The 23045-nt window shown below is 50.4% G+C and carries 19 protein-coding genes; 5 read left to right on the top strand and 14 right to left on the bottom strand.

The features are described 5' to 3' along the window. Positions 1-7: 7 nt before the first annotated feature. The 4 genes from argA to J7438_RS11260 form a co-directional block, all read right to left on the bottom strand. Positions 8-1381: an amino-acid N-acetyltransferase gene (gene argA, locus J7438_RS11245; protein WP_353620123.1), complete on the bottom strand. Its 1374-nt coding sequence runs from the start codon at positions 1379-1381 to the stop codon at positions 8-10. Between the two features lie 85 nt (positions 1382-1466). Beyond that, positions 1467-2621, bottom strand: a complete 1155-nt coding sequence (gene argE, locus J7438_RS11250; protein WP_209276607.1) for an acetylornithine deacetylase — start codon at positions 2619-2621, stop codon at positions 1467-1469. Between the two features lie 83 nt (positions 2622-2704). After that, on the bottom strand, positions 2705-3976 hold the full coding sequence (locus J7438_RS11255; protein ID WP_209202003.1) for an inorganic phosphate transporter: 1272 nt from the start codon (positions 3974-3976) through the stop codon (positions 2705-2707). A gap of 19 nt (positions 3977-3995) precedes the next feature. After that, positions 3996-4676, bottom strand: a complete 681-nt coding sequence (locus tag J7438_RS11260) for a TIGR00153 family protein (protein ID WP_209276608.1) — start codon at positions 4674-4676, stop codon at positions 3996-3998. Positions 4677-4845: 169 nt separating this feature from the next. Here J7438_RS11260 and J7438_RS11265 point away from each other — a divergent pair, with 169 nt between their 5' ends. The 3 genes from J7438_RS11265 (at position 4846) to J7438_RS11275 (ending at position 7975) form a co-directional block, all read left to right on the top strand. Beyond that, positions 4846-5484 carry a CYTH domain-containing protein gene (locus J7438_RS11265; RefSeq protein ID WP_209276609.1) on the top strand — a complete coding sequence of 213 codons (639 nt, stop codon included), beginning with the start codon at positions 4846-4848 and terminating at the stop codon, positions 5482-5484. A 91-nt stretch (positions 5485-5575) separates the two neighbouring features. Beyond that, positions 5576-7357 (top strand): type IV pilus assembly ATPase TfpB, encoded by a 1782-nt coding sequence (gene tfpB, locus J7438_RS11270; RefSeq protein WP_353620124.1) that lies wholly within the window; start codon positions 5576-5578, stop codon positions 7355-7357. Positions 7358-7432: 75 nt separating this feature from the next. After that, positions 7433-7975, top strand: a complete 543-nt coding sequence (locus tag J7438_RS11275; RefSeq protein WP_209276610.1) for a hypothetical protein — start codon at positions 7433-7435, stop codon at positions 7973-7975. 100 nt (positions 7976-8075) lie between these two features. Here J7438_RS11275 and J7438_RS11280 read toward each other — a convergent pair whose 3' ends face one another. The 4 genes from J7438_RS11280 to J7438_RS11295 all read right to left on the bottom strand — a co-directional run bounded on the left by J7438_RS11280 (position 8076) and on the right by J7438_RS11295 (position 14684). Next, positions 8076-9869, bottom strand: a complete 1794-nt coding sequence (locus J7438_RS11280; RefSeq protein ID WP_209276611.1) for a hypothetical protein — start codon at positions 9867-9869, stop codon at positions 8076-8078. A 189-nt stretch (positions 9870-10058) separates the two neighbouring features. Beyond that, positions 10059-11204: a hypothetical protein gene (locus J7438_RS11285; RefSeq protein ID WP_209276612.1), complete on the bottom strand. Its 1146-nt coding sequence runs from the start codon at positions 11202-11204 to the stop codon at positions 10059-10061. Between the two features lie 441 nt (positions 11205-11645). Next, on the bottom strand, positions 11646-13424 hold the full coding sequence (locus tag J7438_RS11290; protein ID WP_209201996.1) for an acyl-CoA dehydrogenase C-terminal domain-containing protein: 1779 nt from the start codon (positions 13422-13424) through the stop codon (positions 11646-11648). A 327-nt stretch (positions 13425-13751) separates the two neighbouring features. Continuing rightward, the gene (locus J7438_RS11295; RefSeq protein ID WP_209276613.1) at positions 13752-14684 is read right to left on the bottom strand and encodes a DUF3943 domain-containing protein; all 933 of its coding nucleotides are present in this window, start codon (positions 14682-14684) and stop codon (positions 13752-13754) included. A gap of 354 nt (positions 14685-15038) precedes the next feature. Between J7438_RS11295 and J7438_RS11300 the strand changes: the two genes are divergently transcribed. After that, positions 15039-15296 (top strand): hypothetical protein, encoded by a 258-nt coding sequence (locus J7438_RS11300; RefSeq protein ID WP_209276614.1) that lies wholly within the window; start codon positions 15039-15041, stop codon positions 15294-15296. Positions 15297-15386: 90 nt separating this feature from the next. Here the strand turns inward: J7438_RS11300 and J7438_RS11305 are convergent, their stop codons facing one another. The 6 genes from J7438_RS11305 to bioB all read right to left on the bottom strand — a co-directional run bounded on the left by J7438_RS11305 (position 15387) and on the right by bioB (position 22047). Next, the gene (locus J7438_RS11305; protein ID WP_209276615.1) at positions 15387-17177 is read right to left on the bottom strand and encodes an acyl-CoA dehydrogenase C-terminal domain-containing protein; all 1791 of its coding nucleotides are present in this window, start codon (positions 17175-17177) and stop codon (positions 15387-15389) included. Between the two features lie 137 nt (positions 17178-17314). Then, complete coding sequence (gene bioD / locus J7438_RS11310; protein ID WP_209276616.1) at positions 17315-17995, bottom strand: dethiobiotin synthase; 681 nt, start codon at positions 17993-17995, stop codon at positions 17315-17317. A 17-nt stretch (positions 17996-18012) separates the two neighbouring features. Next, the gene (gene bioC / locus J7438_RS11315; protein ID WP_209276617.1) at positions 18013-18924 is read right to left on the bottom strand and encodes a malonyl-ACP O-methyltransferase BioC; all 912 of its coding nucleotides are present in this window, start codon (positions 18922-18924) and stop codon (positions 18013-18015) included. Further along, positions 18921-19691 (bottom strand): alpha/beta fold hydrolase, encoded by a 771-nt coding sequence (locus tag J7438_RS11320; protein ID WP_209276618.1) that lies wholly within the window; start codon positions 19689-19691, stop codon positions 18921-18923. The genes bioC and J7438_RS11320 overlap by 4 nt, the downstream gene beginning before the upstream one ends. Beyond that, complete coding sequence (gene bioF / locus J7438_RS11325) at positions 19691-20914, bottom strand: 8-amino-7-oxononanoate synthase (protein WP_209276619.1); 1224 nt, start codon at positions 20912-20914, stop codon at positions 19691-19693. Before bioF ends, J7438_RS11320 begins: the two co-directional genes overlap by 1 nt. Next, complete coding sequence (gene bioB, locus J7438_RS11330; protein ID WP_209276620.1) at positions 20911-22047, bottom strand: biotin synthase BioB; 1137 nt, start codon at positions 22045-22047, stop codon at positions 20911-20913. The genes bioF and bioB overlap by 4 nt, the downstream gene beginning before the upstream one ends. Before the next feature lie 493 nt (positions 22048-22540). Here bioB and J7438_RS11335 point away from each other — a divergent pair, with 493 nt between their 5' ends. Next, positions 22541-22957, top strand: a complete 417-nt coding sequence (locus J7438_RS11335) for a ComF family protein (RefSeq protein WP_209276621.1) — start codon at positions 22541-22543, stop codon at positions 22955-22957. The last annotated feature ends 88 nt before the right edge of the window (positions 22958-23045 follow it).

Genomic DNA, 23045 nt, shown 5'->3' on the forward strand with positions numbered 1-23045 from the left:
TTTTCAGTTAACCTATCGTCTTCATAAGAACCTTTGACTGCCTTTTGGGGTTATATTTGGCTTTAAGCTCTGCCGGCAAATCATCACAGGCAACTTCAGCAAATTCCCGCTCAATAAACCAATGGGTAGTCTGGGTGGTCATGACGTAGATTTCATTCATGCCCTGTTCTTCTGCCAACGCTTCAATATGGGCGAGCAAACGATCACCGCGCTGTGCATCGCGATATTCAGGATGGACCACAACACAGGCCAGTTCTGCTGCGCTGGTACCATTTTCATGGTACGGATGAAGAGCAGCACAGCCGATGATCATCCCATCCAGCAACACGACACTGAACAGCTTTATTTCCCGTTCCAGTTCTTTTCGGGAGCGACGGCGCAGTATGCCTTTTTCCTCGAAAGGACGGATCAGTTCAAGAATACCGCCCACATCCTCAATGGTTGCTCCACGGACTTCTTCGTAGTGATCCCTGGAAATCAGCGTACCGGCACCATCACGGGTAAACAACTCCATCAGCAGTGATCCATCATCCTGATAGCTGATAATCTGAGCCCGTTCGACACCATCGGAGCAAGCGGTCACGGCGGAGGACAGCAGTCGTCTGGACTCTCCAGTCTGCGACTCAAGTTCTTTAATGGCCTCATGGGGAGAAATTCTATTGATCAGATTCCCTTGGTGATCAAAAATCCCCTGCTGCTCAGCGTAAAGTATCAATTTTTCAGCTTGCAGACTGATGGCGGTCCGGGTAGCCACTTCCTCTGCTTCAATATTGAAAATCTCTCCGGTGGGGGAAAGCCCAAGGCAGGAGAGTAAGACCACATAACCACTGTCCAGCAGATGATCGATGGCCTGACTGTCTATCTTCCGGACTTCGCCCGTATGCTTAAAATCGATACCATCAAGCACACCCAGGGGTTTGGCGGTCACAAAGTTACCACTGACAACACGAATCCTGGCACCATGCATGGGCGAGTTCACCAGCCCCATCGAGAGCCTTGATTCAATCAGGGCTCGCATATTTCCTGCGGCATCTTTGACACACTCAAGGCTCTGCCTGTCAGTAACCCGTCGTTCATTATGCAGTCTGCCATTGCCAGCTCCCCCCTGGTGAATCACTGTTTTAATGCCCCGCTCCCGTAAACGCTCATCAATCTGAGGGCGGGCACCGTGTACCAGCACCAGTCGGACACCCAGGCTGCTCATCAGTGCAATATCACTGATGATATTACCAAGGTTGGGGTGAGCCAGCGTTTCACCACTGAGCATGATCACAAAGGTTTTCCCCCTGTGGGCATGAATATAGGGTGATGATTGACGGAAAAACTTCACGTACTTTTCTACGTTGTCTGCTGAATGTTCCTTTTTTTTCACGCAAGCCACACTTGTTTATCCATGACACACTCTATTAAAGGCCGCCCTGAGCATCACATGCTCAGGTTATAAGAACATCGTGCAGTACTTCTCTTCAAGATAAGCAGTACTGTCTGATCAATGACTGCAAAATAGCAATCATTGGCTTTATCCGTTCCTGTGCGAGGTATTCATCTGGCTGATGAGCCTGATCAATATCACCTGGTCCCAATACCACGGTATCCATACCCAGTCGGCTAAAGAATGGAGCTTCAGTCGCAAATGCTGCGACTTCTGCCTGATGCCCTGTCAGCTTCTCACAGGCAGCCACCAGACCCGAATTCTCAGGACCGGCAAAAGCTTCAATAGCCGGTGTAATTGCTTCGAGTGAGATCTCAACCTGATCCGCTTCAGCAATTGGTAAAAGCCTCTGCCGAATTTGCTGCCGCAGTTGTTCACTGTCCATCCCCGGCAGCATACGAATATCGAAGTCCAGCTGGCACTGCCCACAAATCCGGTTAGGGTTGTCGCCACCATGAATGCAACCCAGGTTCAAGGTAGGGGTCGGAATGGTAAAGCCAGGGTTCTGATAACGCTCGGCCAGTTCGGCGCGAAACTGCATCAAGTCAGTGATCACCTTGTGGGCTGTCTCCATGGCATTACGACCCAGTGCCGGATTACTGGAATGGCCTGATTGCCCGAGAATCTGAATACGCTCCATCATAATGCCTTTGTGCATATGAATAGGTCGCATCCCGGTAGGTTCTCCCACCACAGCATACCGTGCTTTTGGTCGACCAAGTTCCGCCAGGGCACGAGCGCCATTCATTGAGGACTCTTCATCCGCCGTGGCCAGAATGATCAGTGGTGCTTTCAATGGCCTGTCCAGATACCCCCGAACGGCCTCCATGACCAGGGCAAAGAAGCCTTTCATATCGCAGACGCCCAATCCATAAAACCGGCCATCTCTTTCTTCCAGGGCAAACGGTGAACTTTTCCACAGGCTGTCATTGTAAGGAACCGTATCCGTATGTCCGGCCAGTACCAGGCCTCCCGGGCCACTGCCAAGAGTTGCCATCAGGTTTGCCTTGTGGGGAGCCCCGGGCAGGGGTTGAATCTCACACTGAAACCCCATCGCTTCCAACCACACCGCCAGCTCATTGATAACCGGCAGGTTACTCATATCCAGATCAGGAAGGGTTGAGCTGACAGAAGGTATCTCGATCAATCTTGAAAGTGCATGCTGAAATGTTGGCTGCTGGCTGCTCATAACCCTGATTACCACCGTCTAATGAAGGGAGTCTCTTAAGATGATAAACAGGGCAGGCCTTATTGGAAACTAAATCCGGGGCTTCAGCCAAAAATCAACTTGAGGCAGTGGAAGAAAATAATCGCCAGGATCGCTCCTGCTGGCAGAGTGACCAGCCAGGACATAAAGATGGTGCTGATAACGCGCAGGTTCAAAGCACCAATCCCCCTGGCCAGCCCCACGCCAAGAACCGCACCAACCAGCGTATGGGTTGTGGAGATCGGCAAGCCAGTGCCGGAGGCCATTACCACCGTAGAGGCGGCCGCAAGCTCTGCGGCAAAACCCCGGCTGGGTGTCAGCTCGGTGATATGAGAACCTATGGTAGCCATGACCCTATAGCCCCAGGTCGCCAGCCCTGCCACAATACCTACAGCACCCACCAGCAGAACCCAGGGCGGAACGGAAGACTTGCCGACAATTTCACCACCACTGATCACCACACTGACAACCGCTGCCAATGGCCCCACCGCATTGGCCACATCGTTGGAGCCATGGGCAAAGGCCATGGAACAGGCGGTAAAAATCATCATAACCCCAAAGACTTTCTCCACACTGGAGAAATGAAACGACATATCCGCCTGAATATCTTCCTTTATTTTTGCCAGCGCCATCTGGCCAATAAACATTATGACCAACCCGATAATCAGTGAGAGCACGGTGCTTTCGGTATAATCCAGCGGCAAGCCAATATGCTTGAGGCCCTTGATCAGCGTTACCATCGACATCATGAAACCAACCAGAAACATATAAAGGGGCATATAGCGCTTGGCGTTTCTGAAGGGATTTTCAGTATCCAGAATCAGCTTCTGCACGCTGACAAAAATCAGGAAGGCGAACAGCCCTGACATCAGGGGGGAAACAACCCAGCTGCCAACAATGGCTGCCACTTTTCCCCAGCTGACGGTGTCGGCAGAGATACCAACAGCCGCAAAACCAACAATGGCCCCGACAATAGAGTGGGTAGTGGACACCGGCCAGCCGTAATGCGTAGCGATCAGTAACCAGGTGCCCGCAGCCAGCAGCGAAGCCAGCATGCCATATACCAGCAGATTGGGATTCTCGGCCAGAAGGGGTATGGATGGGTCAATAATCCCCTTGCGTATGGTTTCAGTGACCGACCCGCCCGCCAGATAGGCACCGGTGAACTCCAGCAGGATGGCGATACAAATAGCCTGTTTAACCGTCAGGGCTCCGGAGCCAACCGACGTCCCCATGGCATTGGCAACATCGTTGGCCCCAACCCCCCAGGCCATAAAAAACCCAAACAGACAGGCCAGGATCAGGAAAACTGTGCCATATTCAGCGATAATACTCATCAGTCTGCATCCGGTTCAGTTAACGGGCCAGCAACAACTGGAGGTAACTACCAACACGGGAAGCCCGATCCGCAAGATCGCCCACCCATTCGATAATTTGATACAGAAACATGACGTCAACCGGTGGCAGCGTTTGCTCAAGATCAAACAGCATACGGCGTATTTTTACCTGGTCCTTGTCAGTTTCGCTCTCAATGTTGTCCAGCTCTTCAACCATTTTTTCCACCAGATCAACTTCCCGCCCCTGAAAACCCGTTTCCAGAAGCTCGTCCAGCTCATGAATGGCTTTCAATGCCTGTGCAGTTGTGGCAATTGAAAGGCGTACATAGGTAATGAATGCTTCGTGCATGGATTCAGGAATAACCATCTTTCTTCCTACCACAAGGCCTGCAATGTCCTTGGCACGGTTAGCCACTTTATCCTGAACGGTCACGATTTCCAGCAGATCGGTACGGGGAACGGGGAGAAAAAGGCTTTTGGGAAGTGACCGGCGGATACTTCGCTTGATGGCATCCGCTTCGTGCTCAAATTTGGTGATTGTCTGCTGAACCTCACACGCTGTCTCCCACTCTTCGGCAAACACTGCCTGAAAGAATGGCTCCAGCTGTAACGCACATTGGTAAACAGTGGAAATGTGCTTTTGAATAGGTCCTATTGGTGAGCGGCCGAAAACACTCGCCAGTATGTTGCTGGTAGGCATTTTTCAAATCCATCCGGTTGAACGCCTGATTATAGAAGGCCGTTTCAACTCCTGCACAGATGTGCATCAGCTGGCGCACAGAGCACAGAGTGCCTTTACCCGTGAACCTATGATTTTTATATAATTTCTCCGTCCGATAGAATTTGACAACCGCATTGTGGATAAGAAAATGAGCCAGGAAACCGAATTAAAGCTCTCTGTGCCTGCCGATCAGATTGAGCCGCTGAAGAGTCACCCATTCTGGCAGGAACATGCAGTACAGCCATCAGAAACCCTTCACCTTGGGAATACCTACTTTGATACCCGGGACCTGAGACTCAACCAGGCCAGGGTGGCTTTGCGGATTCGTGAAGTTAACGGGCAATATATCCAGACTCTGAAAACCCGGGGAGAAAGCATCAATGGCCTGAGCCGCCGGGGCGAATGGGAGTGGCCGCTGCGCACCAATAAACTGGACGGGCAGGTTTTGCCGCCTGTCTGGCCCGCTGAGCTCAGTGATATATCGATAGAGCAGCTCAAACCTCTATTTACGACCGACTTCTACCGCACTCGCTGGCTACTGGTCTGGCAAAGCCCTTTTGCCAGGGTTGAGGCGGCACTGGATCAGGGGGCGGTAACGTCAGGCACTGGTTCCAGCCCTATTTGTGAACTGGAGCTTGAGCTGATGGAAGGCGATGAGTCTGCACTGATGGCCATCGCCTCTGCCCTGCAGCGCTGCTTTGAACTCACCCCGTCTGACCAGAGCAAGGCTGAACAAGGTTTCCAACTGATAGCCAACAGGCATTGCAACACTGAGCCGGGCAAATGACAGGAATTTACTGAAACAATAAATCCATTTGTCCCCACGCCGAAAAAAAAGAGAGAATATAAGGAAATTCCAGCTGCAAACGGTATTTCACGTGAACAATAATAAAGCAGATGGCCTGCAACACAGGGAGCAAATGCTGGATCTGGCAATGGTTGTGTCTGACCTGGTCAGAAGCAAGCATATAGAGCAGGCAACAGCTGATGATATTCTCAGCCGCCCTCGCACACCTGAACAGGTCCGTCTGCACCCCCTGGAATACCTTGCTGACCTGGAGCTGGATGATCTTTGTCATCCGGGTAACAAGCTGGATATTGAGCGCCTGTGTCAGTGGCTCGCCGAACTGGCTGGTCAGGATTACTGCCACATCGATCCTCTCAAGATTGATGCTACTGCCATTACCCCCATCATGTCCCATGCCTTTGCCATGCGACACCAGATCCTGGCCGTCGAGGTGACCAGCACTGAGATAGTGGTGGCCTCTGCCCAGCCATGGCATCGGATCTGGGAAGACAATCTGCGCCATGTTAATCGCCGGGAGATCCGGCGGGTGGTTGCGAATCCAACCGATATCCGGCGTTATACCGTCGAGTTCTATCGTCTGGCCCGGTCAGTGATGGGAGCCAGCTCGGAGGCTGGTGTCACTTCTGCCTCGCTCAATAGCTTTGAACAGATGCTGGAGCTGGGCAGCATGAAGGCTCCGGATGCCAACGATCAGCATATCGTCAATATTGTTGACTGGCTGCTCCAATACGCTTTTGAACAAAGAGCCAGCGATATCCACATTGAACCCCGCCGGGAACAATGCAATCTCCGCTTTCGAATTGATGGTGTACTGCACTCGATTTATCAGATGCCAGTCAAAGTCGCCGCAGCAATGACCAGTCGCCTGAAAATTCTTGGCCGTATGAATGTTGCCGAAAAGCGCAAGCCGCAGGATGGACGGTTGAAAACCCGTAACGCCGATGGCTATGAGGTCGAACTGCGTTTGTCCACATTACCTACCGCATTTGGTGAGAAGCTGGTGATGCGGATTTTTGACCCGGAAGTGCTGGTAAAATCATTCAGCGATATGGGTTTTTCCAGAGAAGATGAACGGCGCTGGAAAGCCATGTCAGGCCAGCCCAACGGTATCATTCTGGTGACTGGTCCCACAGGCTCTGGTAAAACCACCACGCTGTACTCAACACTGAAGCAGCTGGCCACAGATCAGGTGAATGTCTGTACTATCGAAGACCCTATTGAAATGGTGGAGCCTGCCTTCAACCAGATGCAGGTGCAACACAACATCGACCTGACTTTTGCCTCAGGGCTTCGGGCACTGTTAAGACAAGATCCTGACATCATTATGGTGGGTGAGATCCGTGATCTTGAAACCGCCGAGATGGCAATTCAGGCCGCTCTGACCGGGCATTTAGTCATTTCTACCCTGCACACCAATGATGCGCCCTCTGCCCTGACCCGTTTGCTTGAGCTTGGTGTTCCCCCTTATCTTATTAAAAACACCGTGCTCGGTGTTATGGCACAACGCCTGGTCAGAACCCTCTGCCCGAATTGCAAAGTGAAAGCGCCGCTGGACACCAGTGGCTGGAAAGCCCTGACAAACCCCTGGCCAGCATCGGCACCCTCAGAAGTTTATCAGCCTGTTGGTTGCCTTGATTGTCGTGAAACGGGTTATCGTGGGCGTGCCGGCCTCTATGAGATTTTAACCATGAGCCCTCAGCTTAAAGATCTGGTTAATGAAAATCCTGACATTACACTGCTCAGCCAACAATGTATCAAGGAAGGCATGTATAGCCTGAGACAATCAGGTGCACAGAAAGTTGCCGCTGGAATGACCACCATAGAAGAAGTGATGCGGGTCACTCCCGAGTGAGCCCGGCAGGCTTAATGTCAGGAAATGGCTTTCAGGGAAAAAATAACAAATCATAAATTCAGGGCCTTTGAAGATATGAAGAAATACGCCTTTCTTTTACTGCTGTTGATCTTTCCAGCGCTGATCAACGCAAGCAGTAATAAGCCGACGTCAACAGCTATTTACTCCGATAAGCATGGCCTGAAAATGATCGTCACAGAGGAGTCGGATTCATTTGCCAGACAGATGACGGCAAACACGCCCGGCAAGGGTCGTAAACAGGCCCTGCAGAACTATATCAACAGCCTGCTAAAGGCTCACGCCGTCTATAGCCAGGACGAAAGCCAAGAGAAACCCACGCTGGTCTATCAAATTCAAGCCAACCAGGAAGGAACCATTGTTGCTACCCGCAGTGAGCAGGGCAGATACGGAGTACAGATAGGTAACAGAAGCTTACCGGTATACGGCATTCACTATGATCTTGAATCCGATTGCTCATGGCAGGAGCAGCTTTGCTGGGTATTTTATCCTTCTTCCCATCAGCAAAAAGAACGATGGTTGGAAATTGCTTATGCTCCCCATGTCATTGGGGAGTTAACTGAAGGTGTCAGTTTGCTGATACGAAATCTTCAGAAGTAATCATTGAGTCTGTAAATAAATTCTGTAGCATCCATTGTTCAATCTCTGCTGACCAACAAAGTCCTTCGCGAGATTCGGGGCAGTTTATAAAATATCCGGGTTAAGGAGCAACAAGCTTCATGGGTTGGTAATATCGAAATTCCAGGGCTCTATCCCGATAGGTATACAATTCTTTCATCAGCTCCCTGCCACACAAAATTTGTGCCCCCATCGCCATACTGTCATAGGGCACTCCGGATTCAGTGACCGCAGCCACGTGGCAGGTATGGCATATTTGGCCACCCTTCCAGAGTTGGATGGACACCTTGCTGAAATAACCATGTTGCCGAATATCAATTTTGTCCGGTTGCTTTTGCCTGAGTTGGTTCATCACCTGCTCTAACGTTCTGCGTGCGTTTGCTCTGTTGCCAGTAGTATCGAAAAAATGCAAATTGGCAGTCTTGGCCCCCCCTTTTGATAAATCAACCATAAACCTGATTGCCTTTCTGGCATAAGGGCTTGTGAACGCTCGCTGCCCGAGCAGCATTTCAACAATTATGTGCCAGTCAGAATAGCTTTTATCGTAGTTTGAGTAATAGAACTCTCCTGAAGCTTCCAGAGCAACAACGTGCAAAAATTTTCCCAGCTCCTTGTTGCGGTCCTCTTTGGTTAACCCTTTTTCAGTTTCACCCGGCGCTTCGTCAGACTCTACGGCCCGGCAATCGTCTTCGTCATTATAACCGCTGGCAGCTGCCACTGACGTGTTGGCAGGCTGCCCATTGTCAGTGCCATCCATTTTGGCAAGTAATGAGACAAACTCTTGCGAACAGTAGCCGAGGGACTGACCGGAATACCTTAATAAAGTGATAAACCCCTCCAGCTCTTCCAAACCCCATTTCTGTGGTGGTAATGGCGAAATCAGGTGATGATAGGCAGCCATAAATTCGGAAGAAAAGCGAAGATTAAGGACGGCCTCAAAAAGCATGTGATGCCAATAATTTTCAGCATCCGGCCCCGGGCTTATTGCCATTGTGTCCATCATTGCTGAATCGATCATTTCCAGGGCCTCCAGATGCAACCTGCTGTCTGCCACTGACATTCTTACCGATCGATCAATCATTACTGAGAGTCTTTCCAGATAACTCTGCGTTACAGCTGGCTTGTGTTTTCCCTGACGTTCAACAATCATTCTGGCAATGCGGGCAAACTCTTCCAGCTCTGACAGCACGGCAGCACTCTGATTTCTCACCTGGTGTTCGGAGCTGACATTTTTGCGGAGCTGGTCAGTCAGGTTTTTTTTAAAACCTTGATCCAACTCACCAGACACAATGGTTGGACCAACATTATGCAACAACGCCTGCATTGGCGGTGTGAATTGAGAAAAAAGCTGTTTGATTTTGCCAGTAAGCTGTTCATAACAGTGATCCGCTTCGCCGCTACTGCGGTTAAAACAGGTTTTCAGTTGTTTCACCAGCTCTGTTTTTTGTTGTTCAACATAAGATAAAAAGCTGGAAGCTATCCTTTTTTTCAGGTCATCCATGGTTTTCAATTCTGCAGTGAAGAAATCGCATTCATTGATAAGTTTATATAATTCGCCTATTTCCTTGAGAGACTCTTCAGTTGGGAGGCCATCTAATAATGGTTTGATCTTTTCCAGGTAGATGAAAAACTCGGGAGAGGCTTTCTTCCCCGTTTCCACACAACCTCTGATACCATCTCTGACAATGGCAAGGTTATACTCTGATACGCTTCGCTGTAATGGCTCAGTGCCGGGTGGCGCATAACTGGCTGGTAAACCGGGAGAATCAGAATGGGCCCTGACATCACGCCCCTCTCTGAACCCGGATGTTTCAGCACGCTCAGACGATACTGTTCGTTGATAGCCTCGCGCAGCAGCACTGCCAAGCAAATCCACAGGATTATCCTCACTATTTAGGGAGCACGTTTATGAAATATCCGGACTAAGAGGCTGTCCGAGAATTCCATTAGATAAAATAGACGGGAATAAGTTCAATCAGCCCGGTAGTATCCGTTGTATCAAACGCTTTGTGGATATCTCTAAATTATGATCAGCAATTATGAATGACCCTGTTGATCAAATAGCCTAATTAGCACATAAGCCTTTCCAAAGACCATTAATGGGATCGTAGCCGCAGTCATTTCCCTGAATGTCTTTCTTTAATATTTCAAATTTAACTATGGGATCAAAATCAAGTGCCTTAACGTAATCATAATGTTCTTCTAAATTGGTAAACCAACGCAGTTGACCTCGCTCCGGATACTTGCTTCCTCTTCCCTGGGCAAAATACCATTGCTGAGAACCAGCACCGGGCAGACAGTGTTCCAGTGTCAGTTTCCCCGCTGACCAGCTTAAGCAGAACTGCTCCCCGGCCTGTTTATTAAACAGTTTTTTGGACACCAGGTCATAGCGCCAGACCTGATGACTGACAGATTGGCAGGCAGTTACCTGAACCTTTGCCCCACCAAAACAATCGTACTGTCCAACACTGTCCATATGACATTGTGTGACCGCAAGACAATGATTGTTGCTGAAATCACCAAGGTGCAACTCTTCTGTCAGCTTTGTTGGCGTTGCCTGCCATGGCCACTGGCCCGACCAGTGCCAGGACTGAACTTCCTGTTGTTTCAGTGCCTCTTCACCCACTTCAAATCCTGCACACTCAACCCTGCCGGTAAAAGGACTCAGATAGCATTGATCATCTCCCGTTTCAGAGTCAGTAAAGTGGAACGAGACCGGTGAAGTATCCGTATGACTTTGCAAGAGTGTTACAAACGCAAGAGGGTCAAAATAATCAGCCCGGCTGTAAAGATGATCCTGTTGATTGAAAAACCATAGCTGTTGCAAACTTGCTGGTTGGCAAACGTCCATGGCCAGATGTTTCGACAGCCGGGTCAAACACAGATCAGCACTTCGTTCCAATGAGTGAATTCGTTTCTTTTGGAAGTCAAACTTCCACCTCTGTTCAGGTTGTTTTTCATCACAGACCCCGAACGTTATCCTGTTGCTATTAGCACAGGCATCCGTCAGTCTGCTTTCTTCAGAGCTGCAGCCTACCTGCTCATCCATTACAACCAGACACTGGCCTGTATCTTTTTGTTTTAACAGAAAGTTACTGGCATAAACCGGAGGTTTAACATCATCCATTCCATAGGCATTATTGCCGGGGGTCATGATCAATAGATAGATACATATCGGGTATAAAGACCTGTAGGCTGAGCTGAGAGTCATGTGTATCCCCAAAATTTATTTCAATAAAGATTACGCGAACCATTAGGGCCTGTTGACGTTTCGTTGCGTGCTCAGTGGCTCAGAAAGGCGTCATATGCGCGAAAGACTTGTGCAGCGCGTAGTTATTCTACGCCAAGCAAGTCTGACAAAGCAGATGGTGCCTTTCTGAGCCACCCTTCGGGCGTATCAGGGCGCCCCTATGTCTTCGTTGCGGCATTTTGAAAGGCAACCAGCCTTCCTGCAATGCCGCGCCTCGTCATAGGAGCGCCCTGATACGCTGAGCACGCAACGAAACGTCAACAGGCCCTAATAACCCATGCAACAGAACATCTAGATTTCTCTATTTTTATTGGCCGTAATCCTGAAAAATAAAGACCCAAAAACCAGAAAACCCCGCAAAGCGAGGTTTTCTGGTTTCAGCTGGAATGATCTTGCTTGCTATTAGAATTGACCAGGAGATAAGGCAAATAGTTCCTCAGTTCCCGAAAGAGCAGCGGCCGCTGAACTTTCAAAGCGAGGCAGTAAACGCTTGAAATAATACCGGGCAGTCAGCTGCTTGGCTTCCAGCCAGGATTGGTCCTCACTGCCTTCAGCAAGCTGGCTCGCTGCTGTTTTCGCCATTAATGACCACATCCAGCCATAGGCAACGTAGGCAAAAGCATTCAGGTAATCAACACAGGCAGAATTAATGACATTGGGGTCATTTTTCGACTGCGCCAGAAGTTTGCGCGTCAGCTCCTCAAGCTTATCAACCGCAGTCAGCAGCTCTTTGGCAAATTCATCATTAGCGTCCACTGAGCCCCGAACTTCACTCAGGAATGTTTCCAGGTAGGCTCCACCACTCAGGGCAATTTTACGTCCGAGCAGATCCAGCGCCTGAATACCGTTGGTTCCTTCGTAAATCTGGGTAATACGCACATCCCTGACCAGTTGTTCCTGGCCCCACTCACGAATAAAGCCATGACCACCAAACACCTGCTGACCGGCAACACAGCTTTCCAGCCCAACATCGGTTAAAAAGGCTTTCACAACGGGAGTCAACAACGCTACCAGGGCAGAAGCCTTCTCTTTTTCATGGTCATCCTGACTGAACTTGGCAATATCCAGTTGTTTGGCCACATAGGTGGAGAAAGCCCGGCCGCCTTCATTCATGGCTTTCATAGTCAATAGCATTCGCCGGATATCCCCATGGACCATTAATGGGTCCGCCGCTTTATCTTTTTGCACAGCGCCACTGGCGGAACGTCCCTGGATGCGATCCTGAGCATATTCGAGTGCGTTCTGGTAGGACATCTCACTGCTGCCAAGCCCCTGAATCCCCACAAACAGGCGTTCGTAGTTCATCATGGTAAACATGGCATTCAGGCCTTTATTCAGTTCTCCCACCAAATAGCCTTTGGCCCCATCAAAGTTCATAACACAGGTGGCGGAGCCGTTAATGCCCATCTTGTGTTCAATGGAACCACAGGCAAGGGCATTTCTTTCACCCAGAGACCCGTCGTCATTCACCAATACCTTAGGTACCAGAAACAATGAGATGCCTTTAGGCCCGGGAGGTGCATCGGGAAGCTTGGCCAGCACAAGGTGGATAATATTCTCAGTGAGATCGTGCTCCCCACCGGTAATAAAGATTTTGGTACCGGTGATGGCGTAGCTGCCATCGCCATTGTCTTCCGCTTTGGTACGGATGATGCCAAGATCCGTGCCAGCATGGGGTTCCGTCAGACACATGGTTCCCGCCCACTCACCGGAATACATTTGCGGCAGGTACGCTTCTTTTAACGCGTCGGAAGCATGGGCATCAATCGCCAGACAGGCACCAGCCCCCAGGCTGGGGTAGAGAGTGAATGCCAGGCTGGCACTGCAGACCATTTCATCAAATTGGGCAGCAAGTACCTTGGGCATTCCCATACCACCATAAACGGGATTACCACCCAGCCCGCTCCAACCACCTTCAGCGAACAGTTTGTAGGCCTCTTTATAACCTTCCGGCGTAGTTACCTGACCGCTATCCCATTGACACCCTTCTTCGTCTCCCGGGCGGTTCAAAGGGGCAATGGTGCGAGAAGCCAGTTTGGCGGCTTCTTCCAGAATCGCATCTGCAGTTTCCTGATCCACCGTTTCACTGACAGAAGGCCACTGAGCCCACTGCTCAGCTACGTTGAATACGTCGTACATTACGAAGCGCATGTCGCGAAGGGGGGCTTTGTACTCGGCCATTACTCTCCACTCCTGGAATTTTCTTCTTACTATTGGAATACAGCCATTATGCCATTGAGTTATACGCAGAAAGACACAAAGTGGCTCATAGCTGTTTTACCGGCAACCTGTCAGGTTTGAGCGTCCATGATGGTGTTGGTAATAAAAATGTCTGCTTCTGAAGAGCATAGCGGGGTTACTTGACGAAAAAGCGAGAGTACCATTTATCGCAACCACACCAAGACAGCTTTCAGTCACACAGGCTGTTGAGTTCCGCGGTGCCATGTTACCTGAAGAGTCCCTGTTTTTCAGCAAAAGACTGTGCTTCTTTGTGTTCCCTTGTCGTATTTAGAAATTAAAGAAAACCTCCACGCCGATGTAGCGATGATCAACGCCGAGTGACGTTTTCCGGTAAGGGGAAAAACTGGCAGCCGGGGGCATAACGCTTAATCGAATGGACAAATTTTGTATTGTCCCCTCACCACTGTCACCACCGACCCACTCACTGAATTTGCCAACCGGGTCCAGCAGAAACAGTGCGGTAGACCCTAACACTCTGGAGCCCATCACCTCACTGTCATTGTCCAGAATTTTCTGTTTTTTCTGATAAGCCCATTCCCCATACAGCCACCCGCCGAGAGGAGTCACAATGATATCTTGAATGGACGGCGGCTCACACATCGCCTCAATGCCGTATTCATACAGGAAAGTGGACATCAAAAATGAATAAACAAACGAGTTCCACTGGTTATAGCCCGATGACCGGGCCATAACGTAGTACACACCACCAAAATAAGGATGCCCGATATAATTGATGTACCATTTATCCGTGTCCCATACAGGCCCTGACCTGACATTGCTCCACCACTTTTTGATGGGCCTGATTTCCGATTTATCCCAATTGGAAACACTTTCTGGTAACAGAGCGATCACTCCCAAAACCCCCAGCGCCAAGCCAAACGTCACTTTTGTTTGGTACCATAGTCTGGCCTGATTCTCTGCCGGTTTTTTATCGAATAGCGTGATGTCCCAACTTTGGCCTTTATCTTTCAAGAACCAGCGCCAGTCATCAGAAGGCAATGGCGATTGCTGCACAAATGGTGGTGGATGTTGGCTAAATACTTCTGCCTGATGGGTCAGATCATGATGCACAGCAGCCAGTGAAGGCCCTTGAGCAGGGTTGAAATCATCAGAAAAAACAGGCGGCGATAATCCCGATAACAAAAAAAAGAAGGCAAGAAGAATTAACAGGTTTTTTATCGTTTGGGTATTCTTCTTCATGATGCGACATCAACACAGCGTAATTGCTGAATTCAGCTCCAAGGTCTTATAAAAGCAAACTCAGTTTTATAGACCATATTTTTATGGCTGGCAAAACAGTCAATGCGGCTAAAGACTGAGTTCAAACGCACCAAAAAAGTGAAACAAGCAAGAAACATCCTTTTTCACTGAGATCTTCATGAACATCCATCATAAATAAGTGCCAATTGCCGATAAAGTAAGCTAACTTAATATAACCGTCTTCTTTTTGTTTGATTATTTTATCGGATCAAACCGTGTTGATTCGATTGCTCGTTTCCGGAAGATAAGCTGTCCTGCAGTTCCGATATTGTTGACCAGATACTCAGGCGTCTTATGCGATATCTTCTAGTCTTGATCACTGCAATCCTGCAGATTTTTTTTTCCACCCTGTTTAACCAGTTAGCCAGCAAATTGCTCAGACCTCGTGCTCGAATCATCTCCAGAAAAGAGCGCATCAAGCGCAGCTGGGTCAGAACGATCTGGTTGATAGCAGGCACTCTCATGCTATTTAATCCGGCACTCCCGGTGATTATGATTATTGCCTTACCCACTACTTTCCTGAGCTTTATGATTCTTGATGAAATGCACTAATAACCTGCAAAAAAAGGCTACCAACCGGTAGCCTCTCTGTTTGTTGCTTTACTTATGGCTGATTTGCTTGCAGCCCGTCAGACCAGCGAATTACACGTCGCCAAAATCATCCTCTTCCATGGCCATCAGGTTGTCGGCACCGGACTCAATGCACGCCTTGTGCATCTGAGCTCTTGGTAACAGACGCTGGAAGTAGAACTGTGCAGTCTGGATTTTAGCCTTATAGAACCCTTCTTCAGTGGTACCATTCGTCAGAGCTTCTTTTGCCGTCAGTGCCATCCGGGCCCAGAAGTACGCAAGGCAGGCATAACCGGAGTACATCAGGTAGTCAACCGAGGCTGCGCCAACTTCTTCCTTGTTCTGCATAGCCTTCATACCAATCTGCATGGTCAGGTCGCCCCACTCCTTATTCAGGGCAGTCAACGGCTTGATAAACTCCTGGAGTTCTTCATTGTCTGCCTGAGCCTGACAGAACTTATGAACCATCTTGGTGAATGGCTTCATGGTAGCACCCTGAGTCATCAGGACTTTACGACCCAGCAGGTCCAGCGCCTGAATACCCGTGGTTCCCTCGTAGAGCATGGAGATACGGCAGTCACGAACGTTCTGCTCCATCCCCCACTCACTGATAAAGCCATGACCACCGTAACATTGCAGGCCGTGGTTAGCGGCTTCAAATCCTGTCTCGGTCATGAATGCCTTAACAATAGGCGTCAGGAAACTCATTTCCAGATCTGCCTGCTTCCGGACTTCTTCATCGGGACTCTTCACCAGGTCGGCCATTTGTGCCACGTAGTAAACCAGTGCCCGGTTACCTTCCGTCAATGCCTTGATGGTCAACAGCATACGGCGAACATCCGGGTGAACAATGATCGGGTCGGCAGGACCATCAGGGTTCTTCGGACCGGTGAGAGAACGCATCTGCAGGCGGTCACGGGCATATCGAACAGCCCCCTGATAAGCGATTTCTGCATGGGCAAGACCCTGAATACCCGTACCCAGACGAGCAGAGTTCATAAAGGTGAACATATAGTTCAAACCTTTATTGGGCTCACCAATCAGATAACCGGTGGCTTCGTCAAAGTTCATCACACAGGTGGCGTTACCATGGATACCCATCTTATGCTCGATGGAACCACAGCTGACACCGTTGGGTTCACCCGGAGCATCCGGGCGATGACGGGGAATAATAAACAGGGAGATACCTTTGGTACCTTCAGGAGCCCCCGGCAGACGGGCAATAACGATATGAACAATATTCTCTGCCATATCGTGCTCCCCGGAAGAGATAAAGATTTTCGTACCGGTAATACGATAAGTGCCGTCTTCCTGGGGTACGGCTTTGGTTTTCAGCATACCCAGATCAGTACCGCAGTGAGGTTCAGTCAGACACATCGTACCTGTCCACTCACCGGAAATCAGGCGGGTAAGGTATGTTTCTTTCTGCTCATGGGTACCATGAGCTTCCAGAGTATTCATTGCGCCATGGCTCAGCCCGGGATACATCCCCCAGGACCAGTTGGATTCCCCCATCAATTCACTGAGCACCAGGCCCAGGGAAGCAGGGAGCCCCTGACCACCATGCTCGGCATCACTGGACAGTGAAGGCCAGCCACCTTCAACAAACTGCTGATAGGCTTCTTTGAATCCGGTTGGGGTTTTAACGCCTTCTGGTGTCCAGGTACAACCTTCCTCATCACCGACACGATTCAGCGGTGAAAGTACCTGTTCACAGAATTTGGCACCTTCCTCCAGGATAGCGTCCACCATATCCGGGGTGGCATCCTGGCCTTGAGGGAGATTTGCGTAATGTTCTTCATAGCCAAGAACTTCATTGCGGACGAAGCGGATATCTCGCAGGGGGGCTTTATATTCTGGCATGATGCATCCTCGATATTCTTTTACTTATGGATAAAGATGAGTGTAGCACAATTCAAACAACCGTTTGAAACTTACGTTTAGATAGAATAAATGTCAATACATGCCAGCAAAAGTTATTACGGGTGAATTCAAGTAAATCAAGCCAATGGTGAAATATCCAGATACCCGGCGACCTGACTGGCACTGGTCTCCTCAAGAAAAGGCACCACACCAAGACAGGGTGCTGGAATCAGGCTTTTCAGGGTCTCCAGATTTTCATCATAACGGCTCATATCAGGATCCACCTGATTCGCCACCCAGCCTGCCAGCCTGACACCATCACGGAGAATAGCTTCAACCGTGAGCAAGGCATGGCTGATACAGCCCAGCTTCATGCCTACCACCAGAATGGCAGGAGTATTCAACGCTTTTGCCAACCCGCTGATCATCTCCCGTGAGTTCAGGGGGACCCGCCAGCCACCAGCACCTTCGATAAGAGCCAGATCATTTTTTCGCATCAAGGCACCACGGCTGTAACCCACAAGTCGGTCCAGGGTCATACGCACACCGGCTTCCTGCGCCGCAATATGGGGGGCAATGGCAGGTGCCAGAGCCAGGGGGTTTACCTGTTCGTAAGGTAGAACAAGCGTCATGGCTTCCATCAATGCCAGTGCATCGTTATTTCTCAGGCCGTTTTCAGTGTGCTGACATCCTGCAGAGACCGGTTTTAAGGCCAGCGTCGTTAACCCTGTTAAGCGAGCCGCCTCAAGCAGTCCACAGCTGACGACAGTTTTGCCAACATCCGTATCTGTACCGGTGACAAAATAAGTTTTTCCCATTTTCTACTGCTCTTTTTCTATTGTTCACAAACTGGCTTCTGCAAGACGCCGTAGATGACCTGATAGGTCAAAGGCAACCCTTCAGGCTGTCGCATTTTTTCATAAGCCTGTTGTAACGCTTCAAGCTTCCGTCGGGTCACCAGGCCACCCTTATCCGCCAATACGGTGTTTACCCCCAGAGCCTTCAAACTGCGCAACAGGGAGATCACGTTGGAATAGAACAGTGTTTCAGGCTTCAGTGAGAAAGCCTGGCAAACCAAATCACTGGCGTTCAAACGCTGTTTTTGAGTGTCAACACTGTCAAAGCGGTTAACCCGATTATTTTCTCCCGCCAGACACCATGCATTATCCAGCTCTGCCAAGCTGCCTTCAGCCAGGGTAGAAAAGACAAAAGTCCCACCAGGCTTCAGTACTCTGCTCACCTCACCAAGCACCTGCTCAAAGTCGCACCATTGAATAGCCAGGCTGGAATAGATCAGATCCACAGCACCGGACTGCAAGGGCATGGACTCAATATCGCCAGAGCACCAGTCAACCCGGGGATGGCTGGTATTGTGCCGGGCAAATTGCAGCATCCCCATGGCCAGGTCCATACCGATGACCACGGCATTGTCATAGCGTTCAGCCAGCGTCAGTGTGTGCAAACCGGTTCCGGTACCCAGGTCAAGAATACGGTGGGAGGGTAATGCTTTTGAGCCTGGCTGCTCTGAGCTGAGCCGGGCCGGTAATCCCAGCATCGTCCGGGCAGCGACCCGCTTCTGTAATATGGCCGCCTGATCATAACTGTCAGCAGCCCGGCTAAAATTTTCAGCGATACGCTGCTTTACCCGAGCGTTTGCCCGCTCTGTTGTCACGCTAATGGCAGAGGAGGCAGGCCGAAGATCTGCCAGGCTACCGGCAACCTCATTATGGACAGGGATCGAACTCATGTTCCGACATCCCCGCTGGACAACCGCCGCACCTCACTGATAACCGGCCCGGAATCATCCATAAAGAAACAATGCCCGCCATCAAGCACCTGAACCCGATGCTTCGGAAACTGCTGCTCAATGGCATCAGCTGCCCCCACCGGAACAAGGGCATCGTCTTTACCAAACAGATGGGTCACCGGGCAGCGAATATCACCAAACGCGGAACGAAGATCACTCTTGCCCAGCATGCCCAGCAGGCTTAGCAGGGTGCTGTCTTCGGCCTGATGATCCAGGTCAGCATCAGACAGTAATGCCTGCAAGGATGTCGACAGCTCTTTACGCCGTGGACTGCCGGCGCTGCACAGCAGAACAAACTGCTGCAGCGTCTTTTCACGGGACCGGGACATGCCTTGATAAAAACGGGCAAACAGCGTCGGATCCATTGCCGGTTGCCAGCTGTCATTCTGCACAAAACAGGCATTCGCCCCCAGGTTAACGACAGCGGCCACATTATCCGGATACCGGCTGGCATACAGCGTTGCCAGCATTCCGCCAAGCGACCATCCCACCAGCACGGCAGGCTTCTCAAACAGCTGGTGATCCAGATAAGTCAGCAATGAGTTCCAGTCATGGCTTGTTTTGTAAGCTTGTGACTCACGAACCAGGCCTGGCAACTCGACAATGGAAACCCTGCGATGGTCGGCATCCAGGGCGTCCGCCAGTGACGCCATGGCACCGGCTGGCATGGCCCAGCCACTGATTAAAACGATCGGGTAGTTACTCATCAGGACAACACTCCTGTCATCGATAAAGATGCGGTGGCAGGTTGATCAGAAACGTCTGCAACACCTGTCGACTGTGCAGCCATTGTAAGGGCATCCAACAGGCGATCAACATGATGCAACTTATGGGATGCACTGAAGGTAATACGTAATCGGGAAGATCCTTCAGGCACCGTCGGAGGACGGATTGCCGTGACCAGTATCCCCTGCTCAGACAACCGGCGGCTTATGGTCACCGCCCGTCTTGCACAACCAACCAGCAACGGTTGTATCGGTGTTGGTGACGGCATCAGAGGCAACCCCAGCTGCTCACAACCGGACCTGAAATATTGAATCAGTGTCTGCAAATGTTCCCTGCGCCACTGTTGTTCCCGTAACAGGTTCAGGCTGGTCAGGGTCGCCGACGCCACAGCCGGTGGCATGGACGTGGTATAGATATAAGTCCGCGCAAATTGAATAAGTGTCTCAATCAAAGCGTTACTGCCAGCCACAAACGCACCATAAGTTCCAAATGCTTTGCCTAACGTCCCCACCAGCACCGGCAGATGTTTCTGGCCCAATCCATAGGCTTCGGCAACACCACCGCCAGTGGCTCCCAGGAAACCAAAACCGTGGGCATCGTCCACCATCAGCCAGGCCTGGTGCTGCTCAGCAAGATCCGACAGCGCCTTTACCGGCGCAACATCGCCATCCATGCTGAACACTCCATCCGTTACGATCAACTTGCGTCGGGCACGGGTTTTCTGAAGTCGGTTAGTGAGGTTATCCACATCATTATGCAGGTAACGCTGGAAGCGGGCACCAGATAATCGTCCGGCATCCAGTAATGAGGCATGATTCAGGCGATCCTGAAACACCGCATCCTGCTTACCCAGCAAGGCACTGATCACGCCCAGGTTAGCCATATAGCCATTGGCAAACAGCAGCACACGCTCTCTGCCGGTAAATTCCGCGAGTGCTTCTTCCAGCTGATGATGTGCCCGACTGTGCCCCACCACCAGATGGGAAGCACCGCCACCCAGCCCATAATGATCCGTTGCCTGTTGAAAGCTTGCTATTACATCGGGATGGTTCGCCAGCCCGAGGTAATCATTGCTGCAGAAGGCAAGACAGTGCTGGCCATTGATCATGACCTCAGGCCCTTGCGGTGAATCCAGGGTTTGACGACGGCGATAGAGGCCCGCTGCATGGCGGGCCTCAAGCTCCTGTTCCAGATTGAAGCTCATCGGCCATGACCAGCCATATTTCGATCAGACTGGCTGGCCATTGCGTCGTAGTAATGATCATTGCTTTTTTCAGCGTCGTACATCGCTTTGATCGGACATTGTTTATCAGGCTCAGTCGCTACCGGCTTACCCCAATCATGCCCTTTATTAATGCCAAGCTTGGCAAACAGCTGCCGGTCCTTATTCGCATCAGGGTTCGCGGTGGTCAGCAGTTTATCGCCAAGGAAAATTGAGTTGGCCCCCGCAAGAAAGGCCAGCGCCTGAAGCTCATCACTCATCTGCTCACGCCCGGCCGACAGACGAACGTTGGACGCTGGCATCATAATTTTGGCCACGGCAATGGTACGGACAAAATCAATACCATCCACCGCCTCAGCGTCTGCCAGTGGCGTACCAGCGACTTTCACCAGCATATTGATGGGCACACTCTCCGGATGCTTCGGCATATTAGCCAGCTGAACCAGCATCCCGGCACGATCGCGCTCGTTTTCACCCAGGCCAACAATTCCACCACTGCAGACATTCATCCCCGCCTCCCGGACAAACGCCAGAGTGTTCAGCCGGTCAGCATAAGTTCGGGTGGTAATGATGTTGCCATAAAATTCCGGTGAGGTATCCAGATTGTGGTTGTAGTAATCCAGTCCTGCACCCGCCAGCTCCGTGGCCTGATCCTCACTCAGCATACCCAGGGTCATACAGGACTCAAGACCCAGTGCTTTCACCCCCTTAATCATTTCAATAATGTAAGGCATGTCCCTGGCGGGAGGATTTTTCCAGGCCGCGCCCATGCAGAAGCGGGTAGCACCGGAAGCCTTGGCGTTTCTGGCTTCCTCCAGCACCTTCTGCACCTCCATCAATTTTTCTTTTTCCAGACCGGTATTGTAGTGACCACTCTGGGGGCAATACTTGCAATCCTCCGGACAGGCACCCGTCTTGATCGACAACAATGTGCTAACTTGCACCTGGTTTGGATCAAAATGTGCTCTGTGAGCCAGTTGGGCCTGAAAGATCAGATCATTGAAGGGCTTTTGGAACAGCGTTTCTACTTCTGACACCGTCCAGTCATGACGAACGACACTGTGGCCAAAAGAGCTGGAGAAACTTTCTGCTGGAGCTGAACTGGTATTGGACATGACATCCTCTGGGGGAGGGAACACCGATCACGGAAGGGAAGAAAACCCTTGTTAACGGAGACCTGAGATTTATTCATTGTTTGAGTTAACAACCATGAAAATGAAATTACCAATCAGTAGAACGACATTTTCACAATAAAGATGCAAAAGATGATAACGGAATTACTGCCACCGTCAATCTATGAAACTCTTTAAGGTTTACAACTGGTCTAATTTTAAACAACAAGTACAGATCAAATGCATTCTTTGCCGGGGCCATACCACACTTGCCCAACCGCTTTGCCAGTTATGCCTGGCAACATGCCCGGTCCCACTGTGTTTTTGCTCCTGCTGCGGCGTGCCCATTCAAGACAGCGACACGGGAATCTGTGGCCAGTGCCTGAAGCAACCACCCTTATTTGACCACTGTCTTTCACCATTTCTGTACCAGTTTCCCGTCAACCGGATATTACAAATGGTGAAATACCAGTCCAGACTGGAACTGATAAAACCAATGGCTGCATCACTGGCTGAATGGTTGATGGACTATTACCTTGATGATCAGTGGCCAGAAATCATGTTGCCGGTACCACTGCACCGCAAACGGTTGCGGGAAAGAGGTTATGACCAGACGCTGTTGTTGACCAAAGCCCTGAAGAAACTGCTCAGTTTCAGAGATCTGAACATTGAACAGCAGTTGATCAAAAGAACCATCCACTCTGTGCCACAGCAAAGCCTGGATGCCACCGCCCGACAAAAAAACATTCGCAACGCGTTCACTTTAAACGGCAAACCGCCGTGGTACCACGTTGCCTTAGTGGACGATGTGGTAACCACCGGTGCCACCGTCAATGAAATCACCCGACTGTTGAAAAAAAGTGGTGTCAAACGCGTGGATATATGGAGTGTTGCCAGAACACCGGAGACCTGATGATTATTGGAGCTACTCCCGGACAGCCTTCGGGTACTGCATTTCAGGGCAATTATCCACATTAACTTCAAATCAGAATTCCACCCGA

Source organism: Thalassotalea sp. G20_0, assembly GCF_017744175.1.
Classification (GTDB): domain Bacteria; phylum Pseudomonadota; class Gammaproteobacteria; order Pseudomonadales; family Endozoicomonadaceae; genus Endozoicomonas.